General features: G+C 43.1%; 11 protein-coding genes. All 11 read left to right on the top strand.

The genetic code is table 11. The features are described 5' to 3' along the window. Nucleotides 1-142 precede the first annotated feature (142 nt). The 11 genes from IR083_RS07405 (at nt 143) to IR083_RS07355 (ending at nt 22651) form a co-directional block, all read left to right on the top strand. Nucleotides 143-2464: a GH92 family glycosyl hydrolase gene (locus IR083_RS07405; RefSeq protein ID WP_410492859.1), complete on the top strand. Its 2322-nt coding sequence runs from the start codon at nt 143-145 to the stop codon at nt 2462-2464. 137 nt (nt 2465-2601) lie between these two features. Continuing rightward, a complete protein-coding gene (locus IR083_RS07400) occupies nt 2602-3705 on the top strand; it encodes a glycoside hydrolase family protein (RefSeq protein ID WP_194223794.1) in 1104 nt (367 codons plus the stop codon). A gap of 16 nt (nt 3706-3721) precedes the next feature. Further along, nucleotides 3722-6097: a right-handed parallel beta-helix repeat-containing protein gene (locus IR083_RS07395; RefSeq protein WP_194224024.1), complete on the top strand. Its 2376-nt coding sequence runs from the start codon at nt 3722-3724 to the stop codon at nt 6095-6097. 39 nt (nt 6098-6136) lie between these two features. After that, nucleotides 6137-7639: a putative Ig domain-containing protein gene (locus tag IR083_RS07390; RefSeq protein ID WP_194223793.1), complete on the top strand. Its 1503-nt coding sequence runs from the start codon at nt 6137-6139 to the stop codon at nt 7637-7639. Between the two features lie 10 nt (nt 7640-7649). Continuing rightward, on the top strand, nt 7650-9890 hold the full coding sequence (locus IR083_RS07385) for a glycosyl hydrolase family 95 catalytic domain-containing protein (protein WP_194223792.1): 2241 nt from the start codon (nt 7650-7652) through the stop codon (nt 9888-9890). A gap of 28 nt (nt 9891-9918) precedes the next feature. Then, the gene (locus tag IR083_RS07380) at nt 9919-11748 is read left to right on the top strand and encodes a right-handed parallel beta-helix repeat-containing protein (protein WP_194223791.1); all 1830 of its coding nucleotides are present in this window, start codon (nt 9919-9921) and stop codon (nt 11746-11748) included. 26 nt (nt 11749-11774) lie between these two features. Continuing rightward, nucleotides 11775-13787: a sialate O-acetylesterase gene (locus tag IR083_RS07375; RefSeq protein ID WP_194223790.1), complete on the top strand. Its 2013-nt coding sequence runs from the start codon at nt 11775-11777 to the stop codon at nt 13785-13787. A 42-nt stretch (nt 13788-13829) separates the two neighbouring features. Continuing rightward, nucleotides 13830-16034, top strand: a complete 2205-nt coding sequence (locus tag IR083_RS07370) for an alpha-galactosidase (protein ID WP_194223789.1) — start codon at nt 13830-13832, stop codon at nt 16032-16034. Between the two features lie 48 nt (nt 16035-16082). Continuing rightward, entirely contained in the window at nt 16083-18077 is a 1995-nt protein-coding gene (locus IR083_RS07365; protein WP_194223788.1) for an alpha-galactosidase, read from the top strand. Between the two features lie 176 nt (nt 18078-18253). Continuing rightward, nucleotides 18254-20362 carry an alpha-L-fucosidase gene (locus tag IR083_RS07360; RefSeq protein WP_194223787.1) on the top strand — a complete coding sequence of 703 codons (2109 nt, stop codon included), beginning with the start codon at nt 18254-18256 and terminating at the stop codon, nt 20360-20362. Nucleotides 20363-20419: 57 nt separating this feature from the next. Then, a complete protein-coding gene (locus tag IR083_RS07355; RefSeq protein ID WP_194223786.1) occupies nt 20420-22651 on the top strand; it encodes a GH92 family glycosyl hydrolase in 2232 nt (743 codons plus the stop codon). Nucleotides 22652-22768 lie beyond the last annotated feature (117 nt).

Here is a 22768-nt window from a genome sequence, read left to right as displayed (position 1 = left end):
TTGAGGATAGATTTTGATAAGTATTTAAATCAGGTACGCAGCATTAAATAGTTTATATTATTGATATGTACAACTCTGATCTAAAGTGCTATATGCGACACCAGGAATAACATAAGCTAATTTGTGCTAAATATAAACTCCAATTATTACTGTTATGTTAAAAATTCCCGTCCGTTGTATCCTATCTCTTCTCAGCTTCTTGTTTGGACTGAACGGTTTCGTACAAGCTCAGTCCCCTGCTGATTATGTCAACCCTTTTATCGGGGCATACACACATCCCGATGGAGTTGATGGCTTGGGTAAGACCTTTCCCGGTGCCACAACGCCATTTGGAATGGTTCAGGTGAGCCCCAATACCATAACAGGAGGGGATAACGGTTCCGGTTACAGCTATGAGCATAAGACAATCGAAGGATTTGCTTTTACCCAGATGAGCGGTATCGGCTGGTATGGTGATTTAGGAAATTTCTTAGTGATGCCTACAACGGGACCACTCAATGTCATTGCCGGAAAAGAAAGTGATCCCGTTTCAAATGGCTACCGGTCGGAATACGACAAAAAGACCGAAGTGGCTTCAGCTGGATATTACTCGGCATTTCTGACTAAATATGGAATCAAAGTAGAAAGCTCAGCATCACCTCATGGTGGTATATTAAGATTTACATATCCAAAGAGCGATAAATCGCGCATACAAATAGATCTCGCCAGACGCGTGGGCGGTACATCCGTTTACCAATACATAGAAATAATTGATGACAACACAATTAAGGGTTGGATGAAGTGTAACCCGGAAGGAGGTGGTTGGGGAAACGGAGGAGGCAATCCGGATTACACTGTTTATTTTTATGCCCGATTCAGCAAGGACATGATAAATCACGGCTTCTGGAGCGCAGACATACCTGATAATCAACAACGTAAACTTTACGAGGTGCAGAGCGACAGTTATCAGGCTATTATCGCACAATCAAAAATTATCAGAAACCTCGATAGAATAGGAGGAAAACATATTGGCTTTTTTGCTGAGTTTCCAACTACAGAAGATGAACAAGCAACATTGAAAGTCGGAATATCGTTTACTTGCATGGATGGTGCTAAAAAGAATTTTGATGCTGAATTGAAAAACAAAACCTTCGACCAGATTCGTAATGAAGCAATTAATTTATGGAACAAGGGGTTGTCGAAAATACGAGTGGAAGGTGGCACGGAAGATGAAAAAATATGCTTTTACACAGCATTATACCATACAATGATAGATCCTCGCGTAATGTCGGACGTAGACGGGCAATATCCGGGGGCAGACCATAAGCCTCATCGTGCATCCGGATATTCCAAACGGACAATTTTTAGCGGTTGGGATGTTTTCAGGAGTCAATATCCTTTGCAAACAATTATAAACAAACAGTTGATTAACGACCAGATCAATTCATTTATTTCATTAGCTCAGGAAAGTGGAACAGGATACTTGGACAGATGGGAGTTTTTCAATGCATACAGCGGTTGTATGGTTGGTAATCCGGCCATACCTGTGATTGTGGATGCCTATGTGAAAAATATAAGGAATTACGATGTAGATAAAGTATATGATATCATTCTGAAAACTGCCAACCAATTTGGAAATGGTAATCCGGGATACACACCCGCAGAAAAGGGCTATTCTATATCAGAAACATTGGAATATGCTTATTCTGACTGGTGTGTCGCACAAATGGCAAAAAAACTGGGTAAACAAAAAGATTATGCGGAATACGCCAAACGGGCAACCTATTATAAAAATATTTTCGACTCGTCTGATAAAAAGTGGTTTCGCCCGAAAAAACAAAACGGAGAATGGGAAGCCTGGCCAGAAGAAGGAAGGCTGACCGAATGGTATGGCTGCGTAGAGTCAAACCCTTACCAGCAGGGCTGGTTTGTCCCGCACGATGTTGACGGAATGATTGCTCTGATGGGTGGAAAGGAGAAAGTAGCTGAGGATTTGGAATCTTTTTTTGAAAATACTCCGTCACATTTCCTCTGGAACAAATATTATAATCATGCAAATGAGGTGGTACACCATGTTCCATTCTTATTCAACAGATTAGGAAAACCCTGGTTAACTCAGAAATGGACAAGGATTATTTGTAAGCAAGCATATCAAAATAAAGTAGAGGGTTTGGTTGGAAACGAAGACGTAGGACAGATGTCGGCCTGGTATGTCTTGGCGGCATCCGGTATTCACCCGCTGTGTCCGGGTGATACACGCTATGAGATTACAAGCCCGGTGTTTGATCGGATAGTTATGACTATTGGCGAAGGAAAAACATTTACCATAATAGCGCACAATAACTCTCCCGGAAATGTCTATATTCACTCCATTATCCTGAATGGGAAAAACTATCCATATACTTACATTGCACATGAAGACATAGCGTCTGGAGGAACAATGGAGCTAGAAATGAGGGAAAAGCCAAATATGGAATTTAAATAATATAATAATTGCTCACAAAGATATTGAACAAGGAGGAAAGTTGATATTCTGCATGGGTGATAAAGAAAACCTAAAGTATAATATTAAGAATACAGTAAATATATATCATTATGCTCAAAGTAACAAGAAAAAAATTTATGATACAATTGCTATTTTTAGCTTTGTTATCAGGCCAAATAGCCGCACAAAAACAGGAATTGCCTTCTTCAGCTGGGAAGGAACGTAAACTACCCTATACGTCTTTTGCACTAACTGCAAATTTTATAGGCCCTGCTATATCGGAGAAGGATTGGTATAATTGGTGTGTTTCCCCTATTCAGGGCAAAGATGGGAAAATACATATTTTCAGCAGTCGTTGGCCGGCATCGGAAGGAATGGATGGTTGGTATGGACGGAACGCTGAAATAGCTCATTTTGTCGGCGATAAGCCTGAAGGCCCGTTTACTTATGTGGGCAAAGTAATGACTACGTCAATGTTTCCGGATCAGCAAACCATGTCAGGCCCACATAATCCCCGTGTAGTGGAAGTTGACGGCAAATATATCCTGATGTATATATGCCAGAATCCGTCCAAAGGCGGGAAACAACGTGTAGGTATGATGATTTCCGATAAGCTGGAAGGCCCTTGGCGCTTTGCGGGAGAAAATGGAGGAATTATGGTTCAAGCATCTACCGATCCGAACCATTGGACTTACAATGCTGCTATTGGGGCGGATAACCCTACCTTTCTTAAGATAGGGAAAAAATATTATATCTATTACAAATGCGGTACGCCTGGTCACATGGACGCAAAATACGGGTATGCCGTATCCAACAAGTTGGAAGGCCCGTATACCATGTGTGATGCTCCTGTCACCGACAATGTCTCATATATAGAAGATGCCCATGCCTTTGAATATAAGAACAAGTATTATTTGCTCACTACTGATAATTTAGGTGGTAATACCGGTATCTATGGAGACCTTATTTTATGGCAATCAAAATCCGGATTGGATTTCAGACTGGCTGATGCAAAGATAGCTATGGGCAATATTTTCGATTATTGGGGGACTGAAGAAGATCACGAGGCGTTGGAAAATATACCTCAACGGTTTATACGTGATTTATCCGGTAAATTAGAACGTCCTGCAATATTGTTTATGGATGGAAAACCTGCATATTTGTATGCTGTTGGAGATGTAAATATTAATGGCAACGAAATTGCTGAATCGTATATTTTTAAAATAAATTGGAAAGAATAATAATTTATTTCGGATGATGAAAAATGCAGTGATTCTTTTATTCATTTTGATTGGCAATATCTGTTGTTCGTCAGCTCAGGTGGCATATTATGTTGCGCCTTATGGTAATGACAAGAACAATGGCGATATAGATGCACCTTTTCTGAGTATTGAAAAAGCAAAAGATAGAGCCCATGAAGCAAAAGGTGAAATTGCGATATATTTACGCGAAGGAGAGTACAGGCTGGATAAGCCATTAATATTTACTCAGGAAGACTGCAAGGATAACACACATGTAACCTTATGTTCTTATCCCGGCGAAAAGGCCGTAATATCCGGTGGAGTAGTACTGTCGCCGGACTGGCATCCATATCGGGGAGCGATTATGAAAACAGCTATAAAGCCCGCCATCCCGATAGACATGCTTATAGCCGGAGGGAACATCCGTCATATGGCGCGCTATCCCGACTTTGATCCTAAAGCAATCCGTTTCAATGGTACTTCTGCCGATGCAACCTCCGCAGAACGTGTTAAATCGTGGAAAAATCCGGCCGGAGGTTATCTGCATGCTATGCATGTGAGCGATTGGGGTGATTTCCATTACCGGATTACGGGAAAAGACCAGAACGGGGATTTACTATTGGAAGGCGGCTGGCAAAACAATCGTCAATCCGGTTTGCATCACGGGAACCGGATGGTAGAAAATATTTTTGAAGAGCTGGACTCCCCCGGAGAATGGTTTTACGATTCTTCAGAATCCATATTATATTACTATCCGCTGCCTGACGAAGACATAAATGATCTCAAATTTGAAGTTCCGCAATTGAAGCACCTCATCGAATTCAGGGGGACAGAGCAGGATCCGGTAAAGAATATCACTGTAAAAGGAATAGAATTTACCCTGACAGCCCGGACTTTCATGGAAGAATATGAACCTCTTTTGCGTTCAGACTGGACTATCTATAGAGGCGGCGCCATTTTATTTGAAGGTACAGAAAACTGTAATTTGCAGGAATGTTATTTACATAATTTAGGTGGAAATGCCGTTTTCTTTTCTGATTATAACAGGAATTCAACCATATCCGGTTCCCACTTTACCCGTATAGGGGCAAGTGCAATCTGTTTTGTTGGGAATCCGGAAGCAGTGCGTTCACCTAGTTTCGAATACAACCGGTTTGTCCCTTTGGCGCAGATAGAACGGGAACAGGGGCCCAAAAGCAATGACTACCCTGCACATTGTACGGTTTACGATAATCTTATACATGATATTGGGCTGTATGAGAAGCAAATCTCAGGGGTTGAGCTTTCGATGTGCCGTTCAGTGACAATAAGCCACAATAGCATATATGATACTCCCCGTGCCGGGATCAATATTAGCGAAGGAACATGGGGAGGACATATTATTGAATACAATGATGTTTTCAATACTGTAAAAGAAACCGGAGACCATGGGTCTTTTAATTCGTGGGGACGCGACCGTTTCTGGCATCCGGATCGTGGGGTTATGGACTCTATTGTTTCCCGTGAGCCTTCATTGATCTTAGCCGATGCTTTTGCCACCACTATCATAAGGAATAACCGCTTTCGCTGCGATCGTGGGTGGGACATTGATTTAGACGACGGCTCTTCCAATTACCATATATACAATAATTTGTGTCTGAATGGGGGTATTAAACTGCGGGAAGGATTTTATCGTGTAGTAGAAAATAATATATTGATAAATAATACCTTTCATCCGCATGTATGGTTTAAAAACAGCGGAGATATATTTGTCCGGAATATAGTAATGAGCCCTTACCAACCTATAGGGATACACTACTGGGGAACTGAAACGGACTATAATATATTCACAGATAGCTTATCTTATAAATCTGCCCGTAGAAATAATACAGACAAAAATTCGATAGTTTGTTATGTGGATTTCCAAGACACCGGAAAAGGAAATTATAGGATAAGTAATGACTCGGAAAATCTTTTCCGGTTAGGGTTTCAAAATTTCGATACAGACCGATTCGGTGTTGTTTCACCCCATTTGAAAAGTCTGGCTCAAACACCTCCGATGTCTTTGCCGGTTACCAAACTAGGTCATGCCGAAACAGAAATTGTAGAATGGCAAGGTTGGCATATCAAAAATCTGGAAACATTAGGGGAGCGTTCTGCGACAGGCATGGATTCGGAAAGTGGAGTATATGTTGTAACAAGTGTTTCGTTTGATAGTCCTTTAAGGGATTTCCTCAGGGCTAATGATGTTATTTTAAAACTGGGAGACGAGCCAGTAAACAGTCTGAATGACCTGTTTGAAGCAATTAAGAAAATCAATTCTGAAACAAACCATGAAATGATAATATTCAGGAACCAACGGCAGAATATTGTTGTATTACCAGCCAACACAATAAAGGCAATAACCAGATAATGAAATTCAACACTAAATAAAATTTTAAAAGTATAACTAATGAGTAAAGCTGTTTTTATAATAATTTTGGTATGTTCGGTACTTTCCGGCGGAGCATCAGCTCAGGAAAGCGGCGGATATGACGGTATTCACAAAGGGAAGCCGCAAATCAACACCCCCCGGGTAATTGGCAACTACCCATCCTCTCCCTTTCTATACTATGTGCCGGTATCGGGAGAACGTACTGTCGATTGCTCGGTGGAAAGATTGCCACCGGGTCTGACCTTTGATGCCGAAACCGGGATAATTTCGGGTACCGTGCAAAAGGCAGGTGATTACAAAGTGAAGGTGAAAGCTAAAAACCAGCTAGGTTCCGTTGCAAAAGAACTGACCATATCCATTGGGGACAGGTTGGCGCTTACTCCTCCTATGGGATGGAATAGCTGGAATACTTTCGGGCGTAGCCTGAATGAATCGCTCATTATAGAAACAGCGGAAGCCATGATAAAAAATGGTATGCGCGACGTGGGATATACCTATATCAATATTGATGACTTTTGGCAGCTGGCCGAAAGAGGCGAAGACGGACATATACAGATAGACCGGGAAAAATTTCCGAACGGCATAAAATATGTTGCCGATTATCTGCATAAGAGGGGTTTCAAACTGGGAATTTATTCCGACGCCGCCGACAGGACATGTGGCGGGGTATGCGGCAGTTTCGGATATGAAGAAACAGATGCCGCCGACTTTGCCGAATGGGGAATCGACCTCCTGAAATACGATTACTGCAATGCTCCCGACGACAAGCAAACGGCAATAGAACGATATACCGCTATGGGAAAAGCCTTACGGGCGACAAAACGATCCATTATTTTCAGTATCTGCGAATGGGGCGGACGCGAACCCTGGCTATGGGCCAGAGAGGCCGGAGGTCATTACTGGCGGACAACTTTCGACATCAGGGATCGGTGGCAGGTAGAAAATTATTCTTACATGGAAAATGGTGTAATGAATATTCTCGACCTGAATGAACGATTGAGTCAATATGCAGGTACTGGTGGGTGGAACGACCCGGATATGCTGATTGTCGGCATATCGGGTACAAGCCGGACGATGAATACCGGAGAAGAGGATGTGGTTGGTTGTACTCCTGAGCAGTACCGTAGCCATATGAGCCTTTGGGCAATGATGGCGGCTCCTTTGCTGAGTGGGAATGATGTCCGTCATATGGATCCGGTTACATTGACAACGTTAACCAATCCGGAAATCATAGCGATCAATCAGGATGCGCTGGGAAAACAAGGAGTACGAAAAATAAAGAACGAGACTTTCCAAATATGGGAAAAGGAGTTGACGAATGGCCGGAAAGCTGTTGCCTTCCTGAATACAACGGACAGTAATATGAAAATACCTTTAAACAAAGAAACTGAACCCTACCTGACATCTAAAAAGAATATCAGGGATGTATGGGAACATAAAAACCTTAAAATAGACAATCAGCCTGTGGAAAAGGGAATAAACCTGTTGCCGTATCAATGTAAAGTATATATTTTAAAATAATTAAAAGATAATGAGAAGAATTTTACTATTACTTTCCTGCATTGTTTTCGTATTGATGCCGGAACAGGCGAAAGCTGCGAAAGTCGCCCCCGAGGGTTTGGTGCTGTGGTATAAACAACCGGCTGCCAACTGGATGACCTCGGCGCTTCCAATAGGTAACGGACGTATAGGCGCCATGATATTCGGAGGAGTAGAGCGGGAGCATATACAGTTCAACGACAAATCGCTGTGGACAGGAAGTACGACGGATAGGGGCGGCTATCAGAATTTTGGGAATATATACATTCAGTTCCGGGGGCAGTCCGGATATACTGATTACGTCCGCGACCTGAATATCGGGGATGCCATAGCCCATGTCAATTACAAATCGGATGGAGTTGCCTATACAAGGGAATATTTTGCCAGCCATCCGGGTAAGGTTATTGTAATGCATCTTGCAGCCGACAAAAAAGGTAAAATTTCTTTCAATATAAAAATGGATGGTGCGCATGGCGAACAGACAAAAGCAGAGGAAAATACACTTGATATTTCAGGTAAGCTGACCCTGCTGTCTTACAAAGCATCGTTGACCGTATTAAATAACGGGGGTAAAATTTCAACAGACGGCTCTTCCATAAATGTAGAGGCGGCCAATTCGGCTACGATATTGCTCGTTGCGGGTACTGATTACGACCCTGCGACCCCCGATTATTTAACCCGGACAGATTGGCGGCAGGAATTGGCGGCAGCAAAGGCTAATGCCATTACATCCGGCTTCCAGCAATTAAAAAAGGAACATTTGCAGGATTATCATTCATTGTTCGACCGTGTGTCCCTGAATATCGGAAATGCGAAACCGGCAATACCGACCGATGAGCTATTAACCAAATATCTTCAGGGAGATTATAATCCGGCATTGGATGTGCTCTTCTTCCAGTATGGGCGTTATCTTGCCATCTCTTCTTCCCGGAAAGGGTTTGACCTGCCTTCAAACTTACAGGGATTGTGGAATAATAGTAACGATCCGCCCTGGGGCTCAGATATCCACTCCAATATCAATATACAAATGAATTATTGGCTCGCAGAAGTAACGAATCTGGCAGAATGCCATACTCCCTTTACCAATTATGTGTACAATGAGGCTTTTGTGCAAAAGTCGTGGAGGGATATGGCCAAAGAACTGGGCTGCCGCGGATGGGCGATGAAGACCCAGAATAATATATTCGGATACTCCGATTGGAGTTGGAACCGTCCTGCGAATGGCTGGTATTGCATGCACCTGTGGGATAAATATACGTTTGACCCACAGGAAGATTATCTGAGGAATATAGCTTATCCGGTAATGAAATCGGCCTGTGAGTTCTGGCTCGACAGGTTGTTTATGGACGATAACGGACAACTGATTGCGTTCAACGAATGGTCTCCGGAACATGGCCCGTGGGAAAACGGGGTGGCGCATGCACAGCAGATAATCAGGGACTTGTTTTCCAATACGGCTCAGGCCGGTAAAATCCTGAAAACAGATGAGGCATTTGTAAAGGAACTGGAAACGAAGCTTTTCAAGCTTGATAACGGCCTAAATATAGGTAGCTGGGGGCAACTCAGGGAATGGAAGTACACCGAGGACGACCAAAATGATAAGCATCGCCATGTTTCCCATTTAATGGCATTATACCCGGGGAAGGATATTTCCCCTATCCTGAATAAAAAATATGCCGATGCAGCACGGAAAACACTGGATGCCAGAGGCGATAGCGGAACAGGCTGGAGCCGGGTGTGGAAGGTCGCTTTCTGGGCACGCCTGCTGGATGGTAACCGCGCCCACAAACTGCTCAGAAGCGCATTGGCACTGACTAGCGATACCGGTATGGATTATATGGATAAAGGCGGGGTGTACGAAAACCTGTTCGATGCTCATCCTCCTTTTCAGATAGATGGAAATTTCGGCGCTACGGCATGTATTTCGGAAATGTTATTGCAAAGCCACCTGGGTGAACTGCATCTGCTTCCGGCCTTACCCGATGTGTGGAAAAGCGGTGAGGTGAAAGGATTAAGAGCCAGAGGAGCATTCGAAGTTGATATGAACTGGAGAAACGGGCAGTTGGCCGGTGCGATAATAAAAGCCGGAAAAGGAGGCGTTTGCAAGATACGTACAAAGACGAAAGTGACTGTTACAGGTACAAATATAACATCGGAGAAAGACGGAGAAAGCTATTATATTACGACCTTTAATACTGAACCACAAAAGAGCTATCAATTGATGGTGCAATAAATATAAGACTGATAAAAAGATAATAAAAATGAAGCAACTGCTGATGTTCTTTTCTCTGCTTTGCCTGCCTGTATTCCTTATGGCTCAGGTCGTAAAAGTTACCGATTTTGATTTAAAACCAAATACGTTTGAAGATGCTGTCTCAGCTGTGCGCAAAGCCATAGAAAAATGTAAAGAGACACCCGGAACGGTTTTGGTCTTCCCAAAAGGACGTTACGACTTTTGGCCGGACAAGGCAGAAGAAAGGGAATATTTCATTTCCAATACATCCAGTGAATCCGACTGCGCTTCGAAAATCAAGCGCATCGGTTTATTGTTCGAGAACATGGAAGGTGTGACGGTAGAAGGCAATGGCTCGCAATTTATCTTTCATGGCAAAATGATAACATGGGCTTTTTCTAATTGCAAAAACATGAAAATACAGAATTTGTCGGTAGATTTCGAACGTCCTTCCATGTCGGAAGTTACTATAGATAAGCTGTACCCCGGTTATATGATTGCGTCCATCCACCCCGATTCCAAATATACCATCATCGGCGGGAAGCTGCATTTCTATGGCGAAGGTTGGGGAATGAACAATAATTTTTTCAGCATACTCACTGACACGATAGAAGGTACCAATTTTTACTCATCCTTTGACCCTATACGAAATGGACAGGTAACGGAAATAGCGCCTTTTAAGGTCAGAATTGAAAACGATTTCAGCCACACCAACTACATCGAGGGGCATACTGTTACTACCCGCGACCATATCAGAGATCACGTAGGTGTGTTTGTAAACATCTCGGAAAATATCATACTGGAAAATATCACCCTGCATTATATGCATGGTTTGGGAATTATATCGCAATTTTCAGAAAATCTGACGTATAACAAAGCGAATATTATGCCATCAAGAGGGCGTACCATTGCCGCTTTTGCCGATGGCATGCACTTTTCGGGCTGCAAGGGACATATTGAGATTAGCAACTGCAATATGAAAGGATTACACGATGACCCGATAAATGTGCATGGCACTTACCTGAAGATAAACGAAGTGGACGCAACCGGCCTGCTTACCATGCGTTTTCAGCACGGGCAAACCTATGGCATGCAGGCCTTTTTTGAAAACGATACGGTCGCTTTCATCGAATCGAAAACACTGTTGAAAAAAGGTTTTGCCACAGTAAAAAGTGTTAAGCGAATATCAGACAGGGAAGTACAATTGAAACTCTCCAAACCGCTACCCCAAGGTATCAGTAAAGGTGACTGCCTCGAAAACGTAACCTGGACGCCGTCATTGCACATATCCGGTTGCCGTTTCGGCATGACCAATACCCGTGGTGTGCTGATTACTACGCCAAAGAAAGTGGTCGTAGAGAATAATTATTTCTACCGTACGGGCATGTATGCCATACAGATTGCCGCCGATGCCAACAGCTGGTACGAATCTGGGGCGGTGAATGACGTACTGATCCGCAACAACATCTTCGAAGGCTGTGCCTACAACTCCAATAGCTATGTAATAGCCGTAGAGCCTGAGAACCATGAACGAGTGAATAATCAGTGGGTACACCGCAACGTGAGGATAGAGGATAATATATTCAAAGTATTCAGTAACAACTTGCTGGTAAAAGCCAGAAGCACCGAAGGTATTTACTTCGGCAAAAACAGGATAGAAAGGGCAATAGCAATACCTGTGCTGAAAGACAGGATAAACAATCCGAACGACCTGCCGTTCCGGTTCGAAGGCTGTACCAAAGTGAAGATAGAACAAAATATCTATAATTTGGGAAATGCACCTGTCCAGGTAGAATGCCTCTTTATGAAGAAAAAGGATATTAAAGCAGAAAAAGGCGTTACACTACTGCTTAAGTAAGATATATAAACAATAAAAAGTCAATCATGAAAAGTATACTTTTAAGAATATTCGTCTCATTATTTGCGCTTTCGGGTGGTAGTATATCCCTGTTAGCACAACTTTCCATGCCGGCTGTCTTTTCAGACAATATGGTATTGCAACAACAAACCGAAGCCCCTATATGGGGCATAGCCGTTCCGGGTGGCGAAGTAAATATCATAACATCATGGAATACAAAGAAATACAAGGTGTCGGTAGACAAGTACGGCAAATGGGTCACACGCCTCGAAACCCCGAAAGCCGGAGGTCCTTACGATATATCCGTTACTGCATCCGACGGGGCTGTCGTTAAGCTGAAGAACGTTCTTATCGGTGAAGTGTGGTTTTGCTCCGGCCAATCGAATATGGAGATGCCCCTTGCCGGATGGGGTCAGGTACTGAATTACGAAAAAGAAATAGCCTCGGCTAAATACCCGAAAATCCGCCTGTTGCAAGTCGAAAAGAAGACGAGTCTGTTTCCGGTATCGGAAATGAAAGTTGCCGGAGGCAGTTGGCAGGAATGCTCCCCCGAATCGGTCGCTGAGTTTTCAGCGACGGCTTACTTTTTCGGACGTGATCTGTTTGAGAAACTCAACGTTCCGATAGGACTTATCAATTCGTCGTGGGGCGGTACATTTGCCGAAGCTTGGACTAGCGCCTCATCTTTGGAAATGATGCCTGCATTTCAGTCCGTTGTGGCAGAGGTAAAGGAGATGCCCCATAGTGAAAGTGAGGTACAAGCCATATTCCAAGCCAACCGCAAGGAACTGGAAGCAAAGATAATGGAATTAGATTTTGGCTATGAAAACAATATTGCCTCCGCAGCCTCTGTTTCATACAACGATAAAGACTGGAAGGCGATGAACCTTCCCGGATTGTGGGAGAAGGGCGAATTGCCAAACTTCGACGGTTATGTATGGTTCCGCCGCGAGATAAACATCCCTGCTTCGTGGAAAGGAAAAGAACTGTTATTGAGCCTTGGCGGTATTGATGACGATGAAATAACTTATTTCAACGGAGTAGAAGCAGGCCGTACCGAGGGCGTGAATAAAAGAAGACAATACGCCATTCCGGCGAAGTTGGTAAAAGCCGGCAAAGCCGTGATAACCGTACGGGTGACCGATACCGGTGGCGACGGCGGCTTTCAGGGGAATGCCGAAGAGATGTTCGTCTCTTTACCAAATCAACAAGATAAAATAAGCCTGACGGGCGACTGGAAATATAAAGTAGCCTTGTCAATGAAAGATACCCCATCTTCGCCCCGCCTTTTTAAAGACGACCCGGCCAACCCTACCAGCCTTTTTAATGGCATGGTAAATCCTTTTGTGCCTTATGCCATAAAAGGCGTTATCTGGTATCAGGGGGAGAATAACGAGAGGAGAGGCTATCAGTATAGGGAGCTGTTCCCCTTGATGATAAACGACTGGCGTACGAGATGGGGCTATGATTTCCCTTTCTATTTCGCCCAGTTAGCCAATTTCAGAAGTATGGAAGAACAACCCGGAGAGAACCAGTGGGCAGAACTGCGGGAAGCCCAAGCGGGAGCCTTGCACCTTACCAATACCGGCATGGCCGTATTGATAGACATAGGCGATGCCTACGACATTCACCCGAAGAACAAACAGGACGTAGGCGGACGCCTGGCATTAATAGCCCGTGGCAAGACATACGGGGAAAACATCGAATATTCGGGGCCGGTTTTCCAATCGTATAAAATAGAAGGGAACAGGATACGGCTCTCTTTCGGTCATACTTCCGGTGGGTTGAATGCAAAAGATGGAGGAAAGCTTAAAGGATTTGCTATTGCCGGAGCCGACCACAAATTTCATTGGGCTGACGCCCGGATAGAAAGCGGTGACGTAATCGTCAGTTCATCCGCAGTCGTTTTTCCCATAGCAGTCCGCTATGGCTGGGCCAGCAATCCGGATTGTAATCTGTACAACGGGGCAGGATTGCCATCATCCCCGTTCCGTACCGATGATTGGCCCGGACTAACGTATGGTTCGACAGAGCGTTAAACGAAGTCAAGATAAACTCAATATCAAAAAAAGAAGAATAAAATGAGTAAGATATTTTGGACAGGAGTATTTTTCCTAATGAGTACACTCTTCGCTTTGTCAAAGGAAAATCCCACAGATGTAATCACTGTAGTCACTAATCACCTCAACATGGTTTTCACCGTTTCAGATAAGGGAAAAGTTATCTACCATTATTTCGGCAGGAAGCTGGACGATTATTCTGGTTTCACAGGCCGTCACTACGCCAACCGTCCCGACACTCCGGATGAATTTGCATCCGAGATCTATCCGGCTTATGGTGGACGCTATTATACTGAACCCGCCTTACAGATCACCCATGCTGACGGGCTGCTGACCACCGACCTCGTATACTCGAAGCACAGCAGTAAGAACATCGACAGCAATGTAACGGAGACAGTCATTGAGTTGAAAGATAAGCTATACCCCGTAATAATAAACATACATCTGAAAGCTTACAAAAAAGAAAATGTTATCTGTCAATTCGTATCCGTAATCAACGACGGAAAGAAGGATATACAACTAGGGCGCTTCTACTCGGCTTATTTGCCCCTGCAGAAGCGGAGTTACTACCTGACCCATTTCCACGGCACATGGGCAACTGAAATGCAAATGGCGGAAGAACAGCTTCTGCCGGGAATCAAAAAGATAGAATCGAAGAAGGGGGTTAAGACCACCCAGTCCGAAAACCCCTCTTTCCTGCTTTCGGTCAATAGCCCTGCCACCGAAGACGCAGGAGAGGTATATGCCGGAAGCCTTGCCTGGTCGGGCAATTACGCCCTGTCGTTTGAGTTGGACGAAGCGGGCATATTGAATGTGTTGGGAGGAATGAATCCATTCCTTTCCGAATACAGCCTTGCTCCTAATCAGGTGTTCTCTACCCCCGAAATGGTACTTACATACAGCGATTCAGGCAAAGGTCAAATATCGCGCAACTACCACGATTGGGCACGCAAATATGCAATGGCACACGGCGACCGGCTTCATCCTATCGTGCTGAATAGTTGGGAAGGGGCCTATTTCAGTTTCGATGAAAATACGATTACGGGCATGGTAGACAAGGCCGCCGAGTTCGGTATTGAGATGTTTGTACTTGACGATGGCTGGTTTGGCAACAAACACCCCCGTAATGGCGACAACGCCGGACTAGGCGACTGGCAAACCAATAAAGAAAAACTACCCCGCGGCATCAATTACTTAGCAGAATATACTCACAGCAAAGGGATGAGATTCGGTATATGGATAGAGCCCGAAATGGTGAACCCAAAGAGCGAATTGGCCGAAAAACATCCCGAATGGATTGTAAAAAGCGGTAAACGCGAAATACTGACCATGCGTAACCAGTGGTTGCTGGACCTGAGTAATCCGCAGGTACAGGACTTTATTGTAAAAACATTCGACGATGTTGTTGCTTTATCTCCTTATATCAGTTATATAAAATGGGATGCCAACCGCCATGTGGACAATATAGGGTCGGAATACCTCCCAGCCGGTAAGCAGACGCATTTCTGGATAGATTATACCAAAGGGCTCTACAGTGTATACGAACGTATCAGGGCAAAGCACCCCGACATTATGATACAGCTTTGCTCGTCAGGTGGTGGCCGTCTCGACTTTGGGGCATTGAAGTTTCACGACGAATATTGGGCGAGCGACAATACCAGTCCACTGGACAGAATTTTTATACAATATGGTTCCAATCTCTTTTTTCCAGCCATAGCAACGGCTTCGCATGTATCTACCGCGCCTAATCATCAGACGGGAGCCATTACCCCGCTGAAATTCCGCTTCGATGTGGCTATGTCAGGACGATTGGGAATGGAAATGCAGCCGAAAGATATTAAAGGCGATGAAATAGATTTTACCAAAGAGGCTATCAAAAACTACAAACTGATCCGTCCTATTGTTCAGCTTGGCGACCTTTACAGGCTTGTTTCGCCATACGAAGGCAGCGGTTGGGCTTCACATATGTATGTGGCAAAGGATAAAAAAGAAGCGGTGCTGTTTGCTTACAGTCTCAAGTATCATAACCGTACGATGTCTTTTAATATAAAAATGAGCGGATTAGATCCGCATAAAAAATATAAAATAAGAGAATTGAACAGGAAATACGATTCGGTTTTGGATAATAATGATACTTTTACAGGTGATTTTCTGATGACTGCCGGGTTAAACCTGAATGTGAAAAGCCTGAACGAAAGCGCGGTTATCTTATTGACCGAAATTTAATTGCCTGTGATTTGTTCTAACCCCGATTAACCATTAATATATAGTATTATGAAAATGTTAAAAATGATAACTTTCCTGCTGTTCTGTGCATGTTTTATGGCCTGTGAAAGTTCTACACTGACAACCGGGCGGTGGGCGTTGTTATACAACGCCGATACAAGAGGTATAGATATATCAAAGGATGGAGCTATCTTGCTGCCGGGAGTGTACGCATCGTACAGATTAAAAGATAAAACGATTACTTCCAAAGAGTACAAAAATCATAAAATAAAGCAGCATTCCATAGAAGACCGGTCTTTAGGAAATGGATATCGCTTCGAAGTAAGGTATTCCGACAAGGAGCTGCCCACATTGGTACATTCTTTTTATGTATTTCCCGACAGCGACTATTTGCTTGCTGATATATCCCTGGAATCGGATAGTATGGTGGCCTCCAACTATATGGCTCCTGTGAATGCAGACGAAGTTCCGACCTTGCTGGGCGAAGGGGATAACCGTGCCCTCTTTGTACCTTTCGACAACGATAAGTGGGTACGTTTCCAATCGCATCCGCTGACCTTCCATAAACTGGTGAGTTACGAAGTGTCGGCAGTCTTCAATAATGAAAACCGTAAGGGATTGATAGTTGGCTCTGTAGAACATGACAACTGGAAAACGGCAGTGGAGATGTATAGCGATAAGCAGGGCAACCTGAGTAAGTTACTTTGCTATGGCGGCGTTGCCGACGAACTGACCCGCGACAGCAAACCGCACGGAGTACTGAAAGGAAAATTGATAAGGTCGCCTAAAATCATGATCGGCCTTTTTGACGACTGGCGTGCCGGTATGGAAACTTACGGGGATGCTAATGCCTTGATTGCTCCACGCAGGGAATGGAACAGAGCTGTACCATTCGGGTGGAATAGTTGGGGTGCCTTGCAATTTAATATTACAATACCTAAACTGATGGAAGTTTCCGACTTTTTCAAGGATAATCTCCAGAACGATAACTTTGTAAATCCCGATAATACGATCGTGACAGGAATTGATTCGGGATGGAATTCCTTTTCCGAAGAACAGCTCTCCGATTTTGTAAAAAAATGTAAGGCTAACGGACAGATTGCCGGCATATACTGGGTTCCGTTTACCGATTGGGGAAAGAACCCCGAAGCAAAAATCGGTGATGCACCCGATTATAAATATAAAGATGTTTACCTGTATGCTAATGGTCAGCCGCAAGATCTGGACGGAGCCTATGCCATCGACCCTACCCATCCTGCCATAGAGGAACAAATGAAAAAAGTATCAGCGATATTTAAGCGTTGCGGTTTCGAATATGTAAAGATGGATTTTATGACACATGGGGCAATGGAAGCCGACAAATATTACAACCCAACGGTAACAACGGGCATACAGGCATACAATTATGGTCTGCAACTGCTGAACAAATATTTTAGCGACATGTATATCAACTTTTCCATATCGCCGATCTTTCCTGCCAATTATGCCCAATCGCGCCGTATAGCCTGTGATGCGTGGAACAAGATGAAGGATACGGAATACACGCTCAATGCCCTTTCGTATGGTTGGTGGATAGACCGTGTATACTGGTTCAACGATGCCGACCATGTGGTGCTCAAAGAGGCGACCGAGGGTGAAAATCGTGCACGTGTGACCTCTGCCGTCATCACAGGATTGTTTATCACCGGCGATGATTTCAGTAAAGATGGCCCTCAGGAGGTGAAGGATAGAGCACTGAAATTCCTCACCAACAAAGATGTAAACAGCTTAGCTAAAGGCGTTTCCTTTCGCCCGGTAGAAGGCAATGGCGAGAAATCCGAGAACCAGTTCTATTATGCTGATGGCATAAGTAATATCTATTATGCCGTATTCAATTATGGAGAGCAGGATATGGATATAAATATCCCATTTGAAAGAATAGGCACAGATCGTTTGCTGATTACTAAAGCAGAAGATTTGTGGAGTGGCGAGCCTTTAGACTGGAAAGTTCCTGTAAAGGTTCCATCGAAGGATGTGAGATTAATAAGGTACAGTTTTAAGTAAACAGATTTGAAGGAAAGCCGGAGAGGCGGTTTACCCTGCTAATGAATAGTCAATAGTCAGGCCCTGAGTACTATTATTTTGTTTATTGTAACAAAGGTATTGGGGTGTTGAAACTGAAGGACCTATCATAAAACCTGAGTAATTACAAAAATTAAATATTATATAATATAGAATTCATGAAGGATTTTTTTAAATTGGTTTCAATACTTTTGTTATTGTTGCCTTTATATACAAAAGCGCAGATCAGCCCCCTCGTGTTAGCCGATTGGGAATCGCGTAAATATTCCATGTTTATCCACTGGGGGATATATTCCGAGTTGGGTGGAGTATGGAATGGACAAAATATTTCTAACGGGGTGAGCGAACAAATACAGGCGCATGCAGGTATTTACAGCGATACATATGCCAAAGTTGCTAAACATTTCAATCCTGAAAAGTGGAACCCCGAAGAAATTGTATTATTGGCAAAAAATGCGGGAATGAAGTCTATTGTTTTCACATCTAAACATCATGACGGATTTTGCATGTTTCATTCCAAATATACCGATTTCAATATCGTTGACGCTACTCCATATAAGCGTGATGTTTTGAAAGAATTGGCTGATGCGTGTCGCAAATACGATATGCGTTTTGCTTTGTATTTTTCTCTTATCGACTGGCATTATCCGCAGGCGGCTCCTATATCAAGCCATAATTCCGATTGTATTACTCCGGAGCATTTTGAATATAATAAAAAGCAGATTGAGGAACTATTAACCAATTATGGCCCCGTATCTGAGCTATGGTTCGATATGGGCTCTCAAAGTTTTGAACAGAGTAAAGAAATGTACGAATGGGTACATAAGCTACAGCCTGACTGTATGATAGGTAGCCGCTTAGGCAATGACATGAACGACTTTGTGGTAATGAGCGACAACCAGGAACCTGATTATATTATAGGAGTGCCCTGGCAATCACCCGCTTCATTTTTCCACGAAACATGGGGATACCGTTCGTGGCAAGAACGGGAAAATAAACACGGGAAAATGCAGGAAAAATTGGCGAGCCTTATCCGTGTTGTCAGCCGGGGAGGAAATTACCTGTTGAATATTGGCCCTAGGGGTGATGGTTCAGTTGTTGAATACGAAAGGGATGTACTGTTGGATATAGGCAACTGGTTGAAAAAAAATGGAGAAGCTATTTACAATGCGTCTCCCGATCCGTTTCATGTACCATTTTCGTGGGGTTCTATTACCAGCAAACCCAACAAGCTATACTTGCACGTAATGAAAATGCCCGAAAACCGTACTCTTGTACTAAAAGGAATTACGGGCCAGATATCCGGTGCGAGAATATTGAGCGATAATGAAACTTGCGCATATCGCCAAAAAGGAGAGGAATTGAGTATCATCCTCCCTGAATCGGTCAATCCGGAAAAAGAATACGAAGTGATAGCTGTTACATTTACAAATGGATTCACTGTTCTTCCTGTTAATCCGGTAGCATTGGCTAAGGGCGTGATACTTAACCAGCACAATGCGTTTAAATATTACAGCAATAGTGGCATCGATTACAACAGCCGTTTTCAGAGTATAGTGAAGGAAGAATGGACAATGGCCTCCGCCCGTTCACAAAAAATCACTCCGGTACTTTACTATACCGATAACGAAAAAGGCCGGGTGCTGAAATTAAGTATCGGAGGAAAGGAGCGTGAAGTAACCTTGGATAGCGGACAAGCCGTCAATCTGAATTACAATGCGGACAAAACTGTATGGGGGGCTTTATATCTATATGGACCTTCGTGGGCAGTTATAGAAGGCATGCCCGGCGGAAATATCAATATAAATACAGATAAGGCATGGAGGAAGACCAGTTGGGAAATGGGTGAGGAATACCAATTGGAGGGTGATGCCCTCACCGGATATTTCGTTTTGCAGGAAATAGAGTCTGCCGCGAGCCAGCAGGTTTTGGTCGATATCATCTCCGGCGATGGAGTGCAAATAGCATTAAACGGACAGGTACTGGCTATTCATAACAATCCGTATAAAAAAGAAAAGATGAACGACATCGTTTTGCTAAACCTGAAACCAGGAAAAAATCAACTGATTATCAAGTTGTATAATAATTTCCAGAAAAAAGTGAATTTCGGTATCAAGATATATAATCACCAGAAAATATACCGGTTGGCACAGCCTCTGCTTCAGACTAAGGCCAAAGAGAATATAGTAGTGAACTGGAGGTTGGCGAACCCGCTTACCCCGCACCAAACCCTTAACCTTTCTAATTTGATGATGAAGTTTGAATAATAAAACGAGGGGATTGCCGGCTTCTGTAGTTCCCTTTTATTTTAAAAATATACCCGGATGATTATTTTATACCGTCTATCATTTCTATTCGCTTTATTTGGACTAACCGGAAGTAATGCTCTGCTTGCTTCTTCGAAAAGTCCTGTGGATTATGTAAACAACCGCATTGGTAATATCAGCCATATGCTGATGCCTACTTATCCTGTGACTCATTTACCAAACAGTATGCTACGAATGATTCCCAGCCATGCTGATTTTGTTTCCGATCGAATGGCCGGCTTTCCCATGAATGTTCCGATGCACAGGCAAGGTGATGTTTTGCTTTTGAAACCTTTCGGCGGTAAAGAGGCGGAGATCGATCCCAACCGCCAATACAGTTATGATCAGGAAATTTCGACTCCCTACAAATATTCAGTTTGGTTAGATGACGATAACATTACCGCAGAGTTTACCCCAGCAACAAAGTCCGGGCTTTACTCTTTTGAATACGAGGATGAAGGGGCAAGATATATTTTGTTGCGCACGGTAAATGATGGTAAGATTGACCGGAAAGAAAAAACAATGGCAGGGTATGAAAATTATCGGGGAGTGAAACATTTTTTCTATCTGGAGTTTGAAGAGACCCCGGAATATGCCAAAGATATAAGTGTGGATGGACGGGCAATATACTATGTGAAATTCAGTTCAGATATTAACACCATCAGATTGCGATACGGTATTTCTTATATCAGCGAAGAACAGGCTAAAATAAATCTTAGGAAGGAAATTGAAGATTATGATTTGAATAAATTAGCGCAACAGGCCCGCGGTATATGGAATGATAAGTTGGGAAAGATACAAGTAGAAGGAGGTACGGAAGATCAAAAATACACTTTCTATACGGCGCTTTACAGAGCGCATGAAAGAATGATAAACATTTCCGAAGATGGGAAATATTATAGTGGTTTCGACAAGAAGGTACACGATGATGAAGGTGTATCGTTTTGGACAGATGATTGGGTTTGGGATACTTTTTTGGCCTTACATCCCTTACAAACAATATTATCCCCTTCCGAACAAGAGCAAAAGCTGGCTTCTTATATAAGGATGTGTGAGCAATCGGGGAAGAATTGGATGCCAACCTTTCCATGCATATTCGGCGATGTTCATTGTATGAATGGAAATCATGCGGCGGGAATCTTTTTAGATGCTCTGAATAAGGGTCTTAAATTTGATCTGGAGAAAGCTTTCGAAGGAATGAAAAGTACAGTAATGACGGAAACTATGATCCCGTGGCGTCAAGCTCCTAAAACCGAATTGGACGATTTTTACCATAAAAACGGATGGTTTCCGGCATTACATCCGGGAGAAAAAGAGTCATTTGAAATTGTTAGCGATGTTGAACAACGTCAGGCTGTTGCCGTAACTTTGGCTGCTTCATACGACGACTGGTGTATCGCGCATATGGCAAAAGCATTGGGAAAGAGAGATGATTATAATTTTTTTATCGACAGATCGTATAATTACAGGAATCTGTTTAATAAAGACACAGGCTTTTTCCATCCTAAAGATAAAAATGGCAATTTTATAGAGCCATTTGATTACAAAATATCCGGAGGTTACGGATCCAGGGCTTATTATGACGAGAATAATGCATGGACGTATATATGGGACGTTCATCATAATATAGCTGACCTTATTGATCTGTTCGGGGGAAATGATGCCTTTATTCAGAAATTGGATCAACTGTTTGTAGAAGACTTAGGACAGGCTCGATGGCATTACTATTATTCACATCCTGATGCTACAGGGAATATCGGACAATATGTGGCAGGTAACGAACCGAGCTTTCATATCCCTTACTTATATAACTATGCGGGTGAACCTTGGAAAACCCAGAAGCGAATTCGTATGATAATGGAAAGTTGGTTTCGGAACGATCTTATGGGAATACCAGGCGATGAGGACGGCGGCGGAATGACAGCTTATTATGTTTTTTCCGCAATGGGCTTTTATCCAGTAACGGTAGGAATACCGGCCTATAATATAGGTAGTCCTATTTTTAAGAAAGTAACAATTCATTTGGAGAATGGTAAAACCTTTACAATCAAAGCTTGTAACTCTTCATCTGACAATAAGTATATACAGTCTGCTAAAATGAATGGCAAGATATTGGACAGATATTGGTTCACCCACGATGATATAGTAAACGGAGGCATATTAGAACTTGAAATGGGACATAGGCCTAATAAAAATTGGGCTGTGACACGAAATGCTATGCCCCCTTCCGAGAGCATTGTCAATTTTTAACGAATAGTTCAGAGCTAATTATCGCTCACTCAAGGTTTTCATAAATACCGCATATTGGAATTAAGACTTAAAAAATAAAGCTGCTTATTTTTCGACATTCCTTGATACTTCTTTATT

Origin of the sequence: Dysgonomonas sp. GY75, from assembly GCF_015234155.1 — a bacterium.
Taxonomy (GTDB): domain Bacteria; phylum Bacteroidota; class Bacteroidia; order Bacteroidales; family Dysgonomonadaceae; genus Dysgonomonas; species Dysgonomonas gadei.
This window is presented reverse-complemented; position numbering and strand designations above follow the sequence as displayed.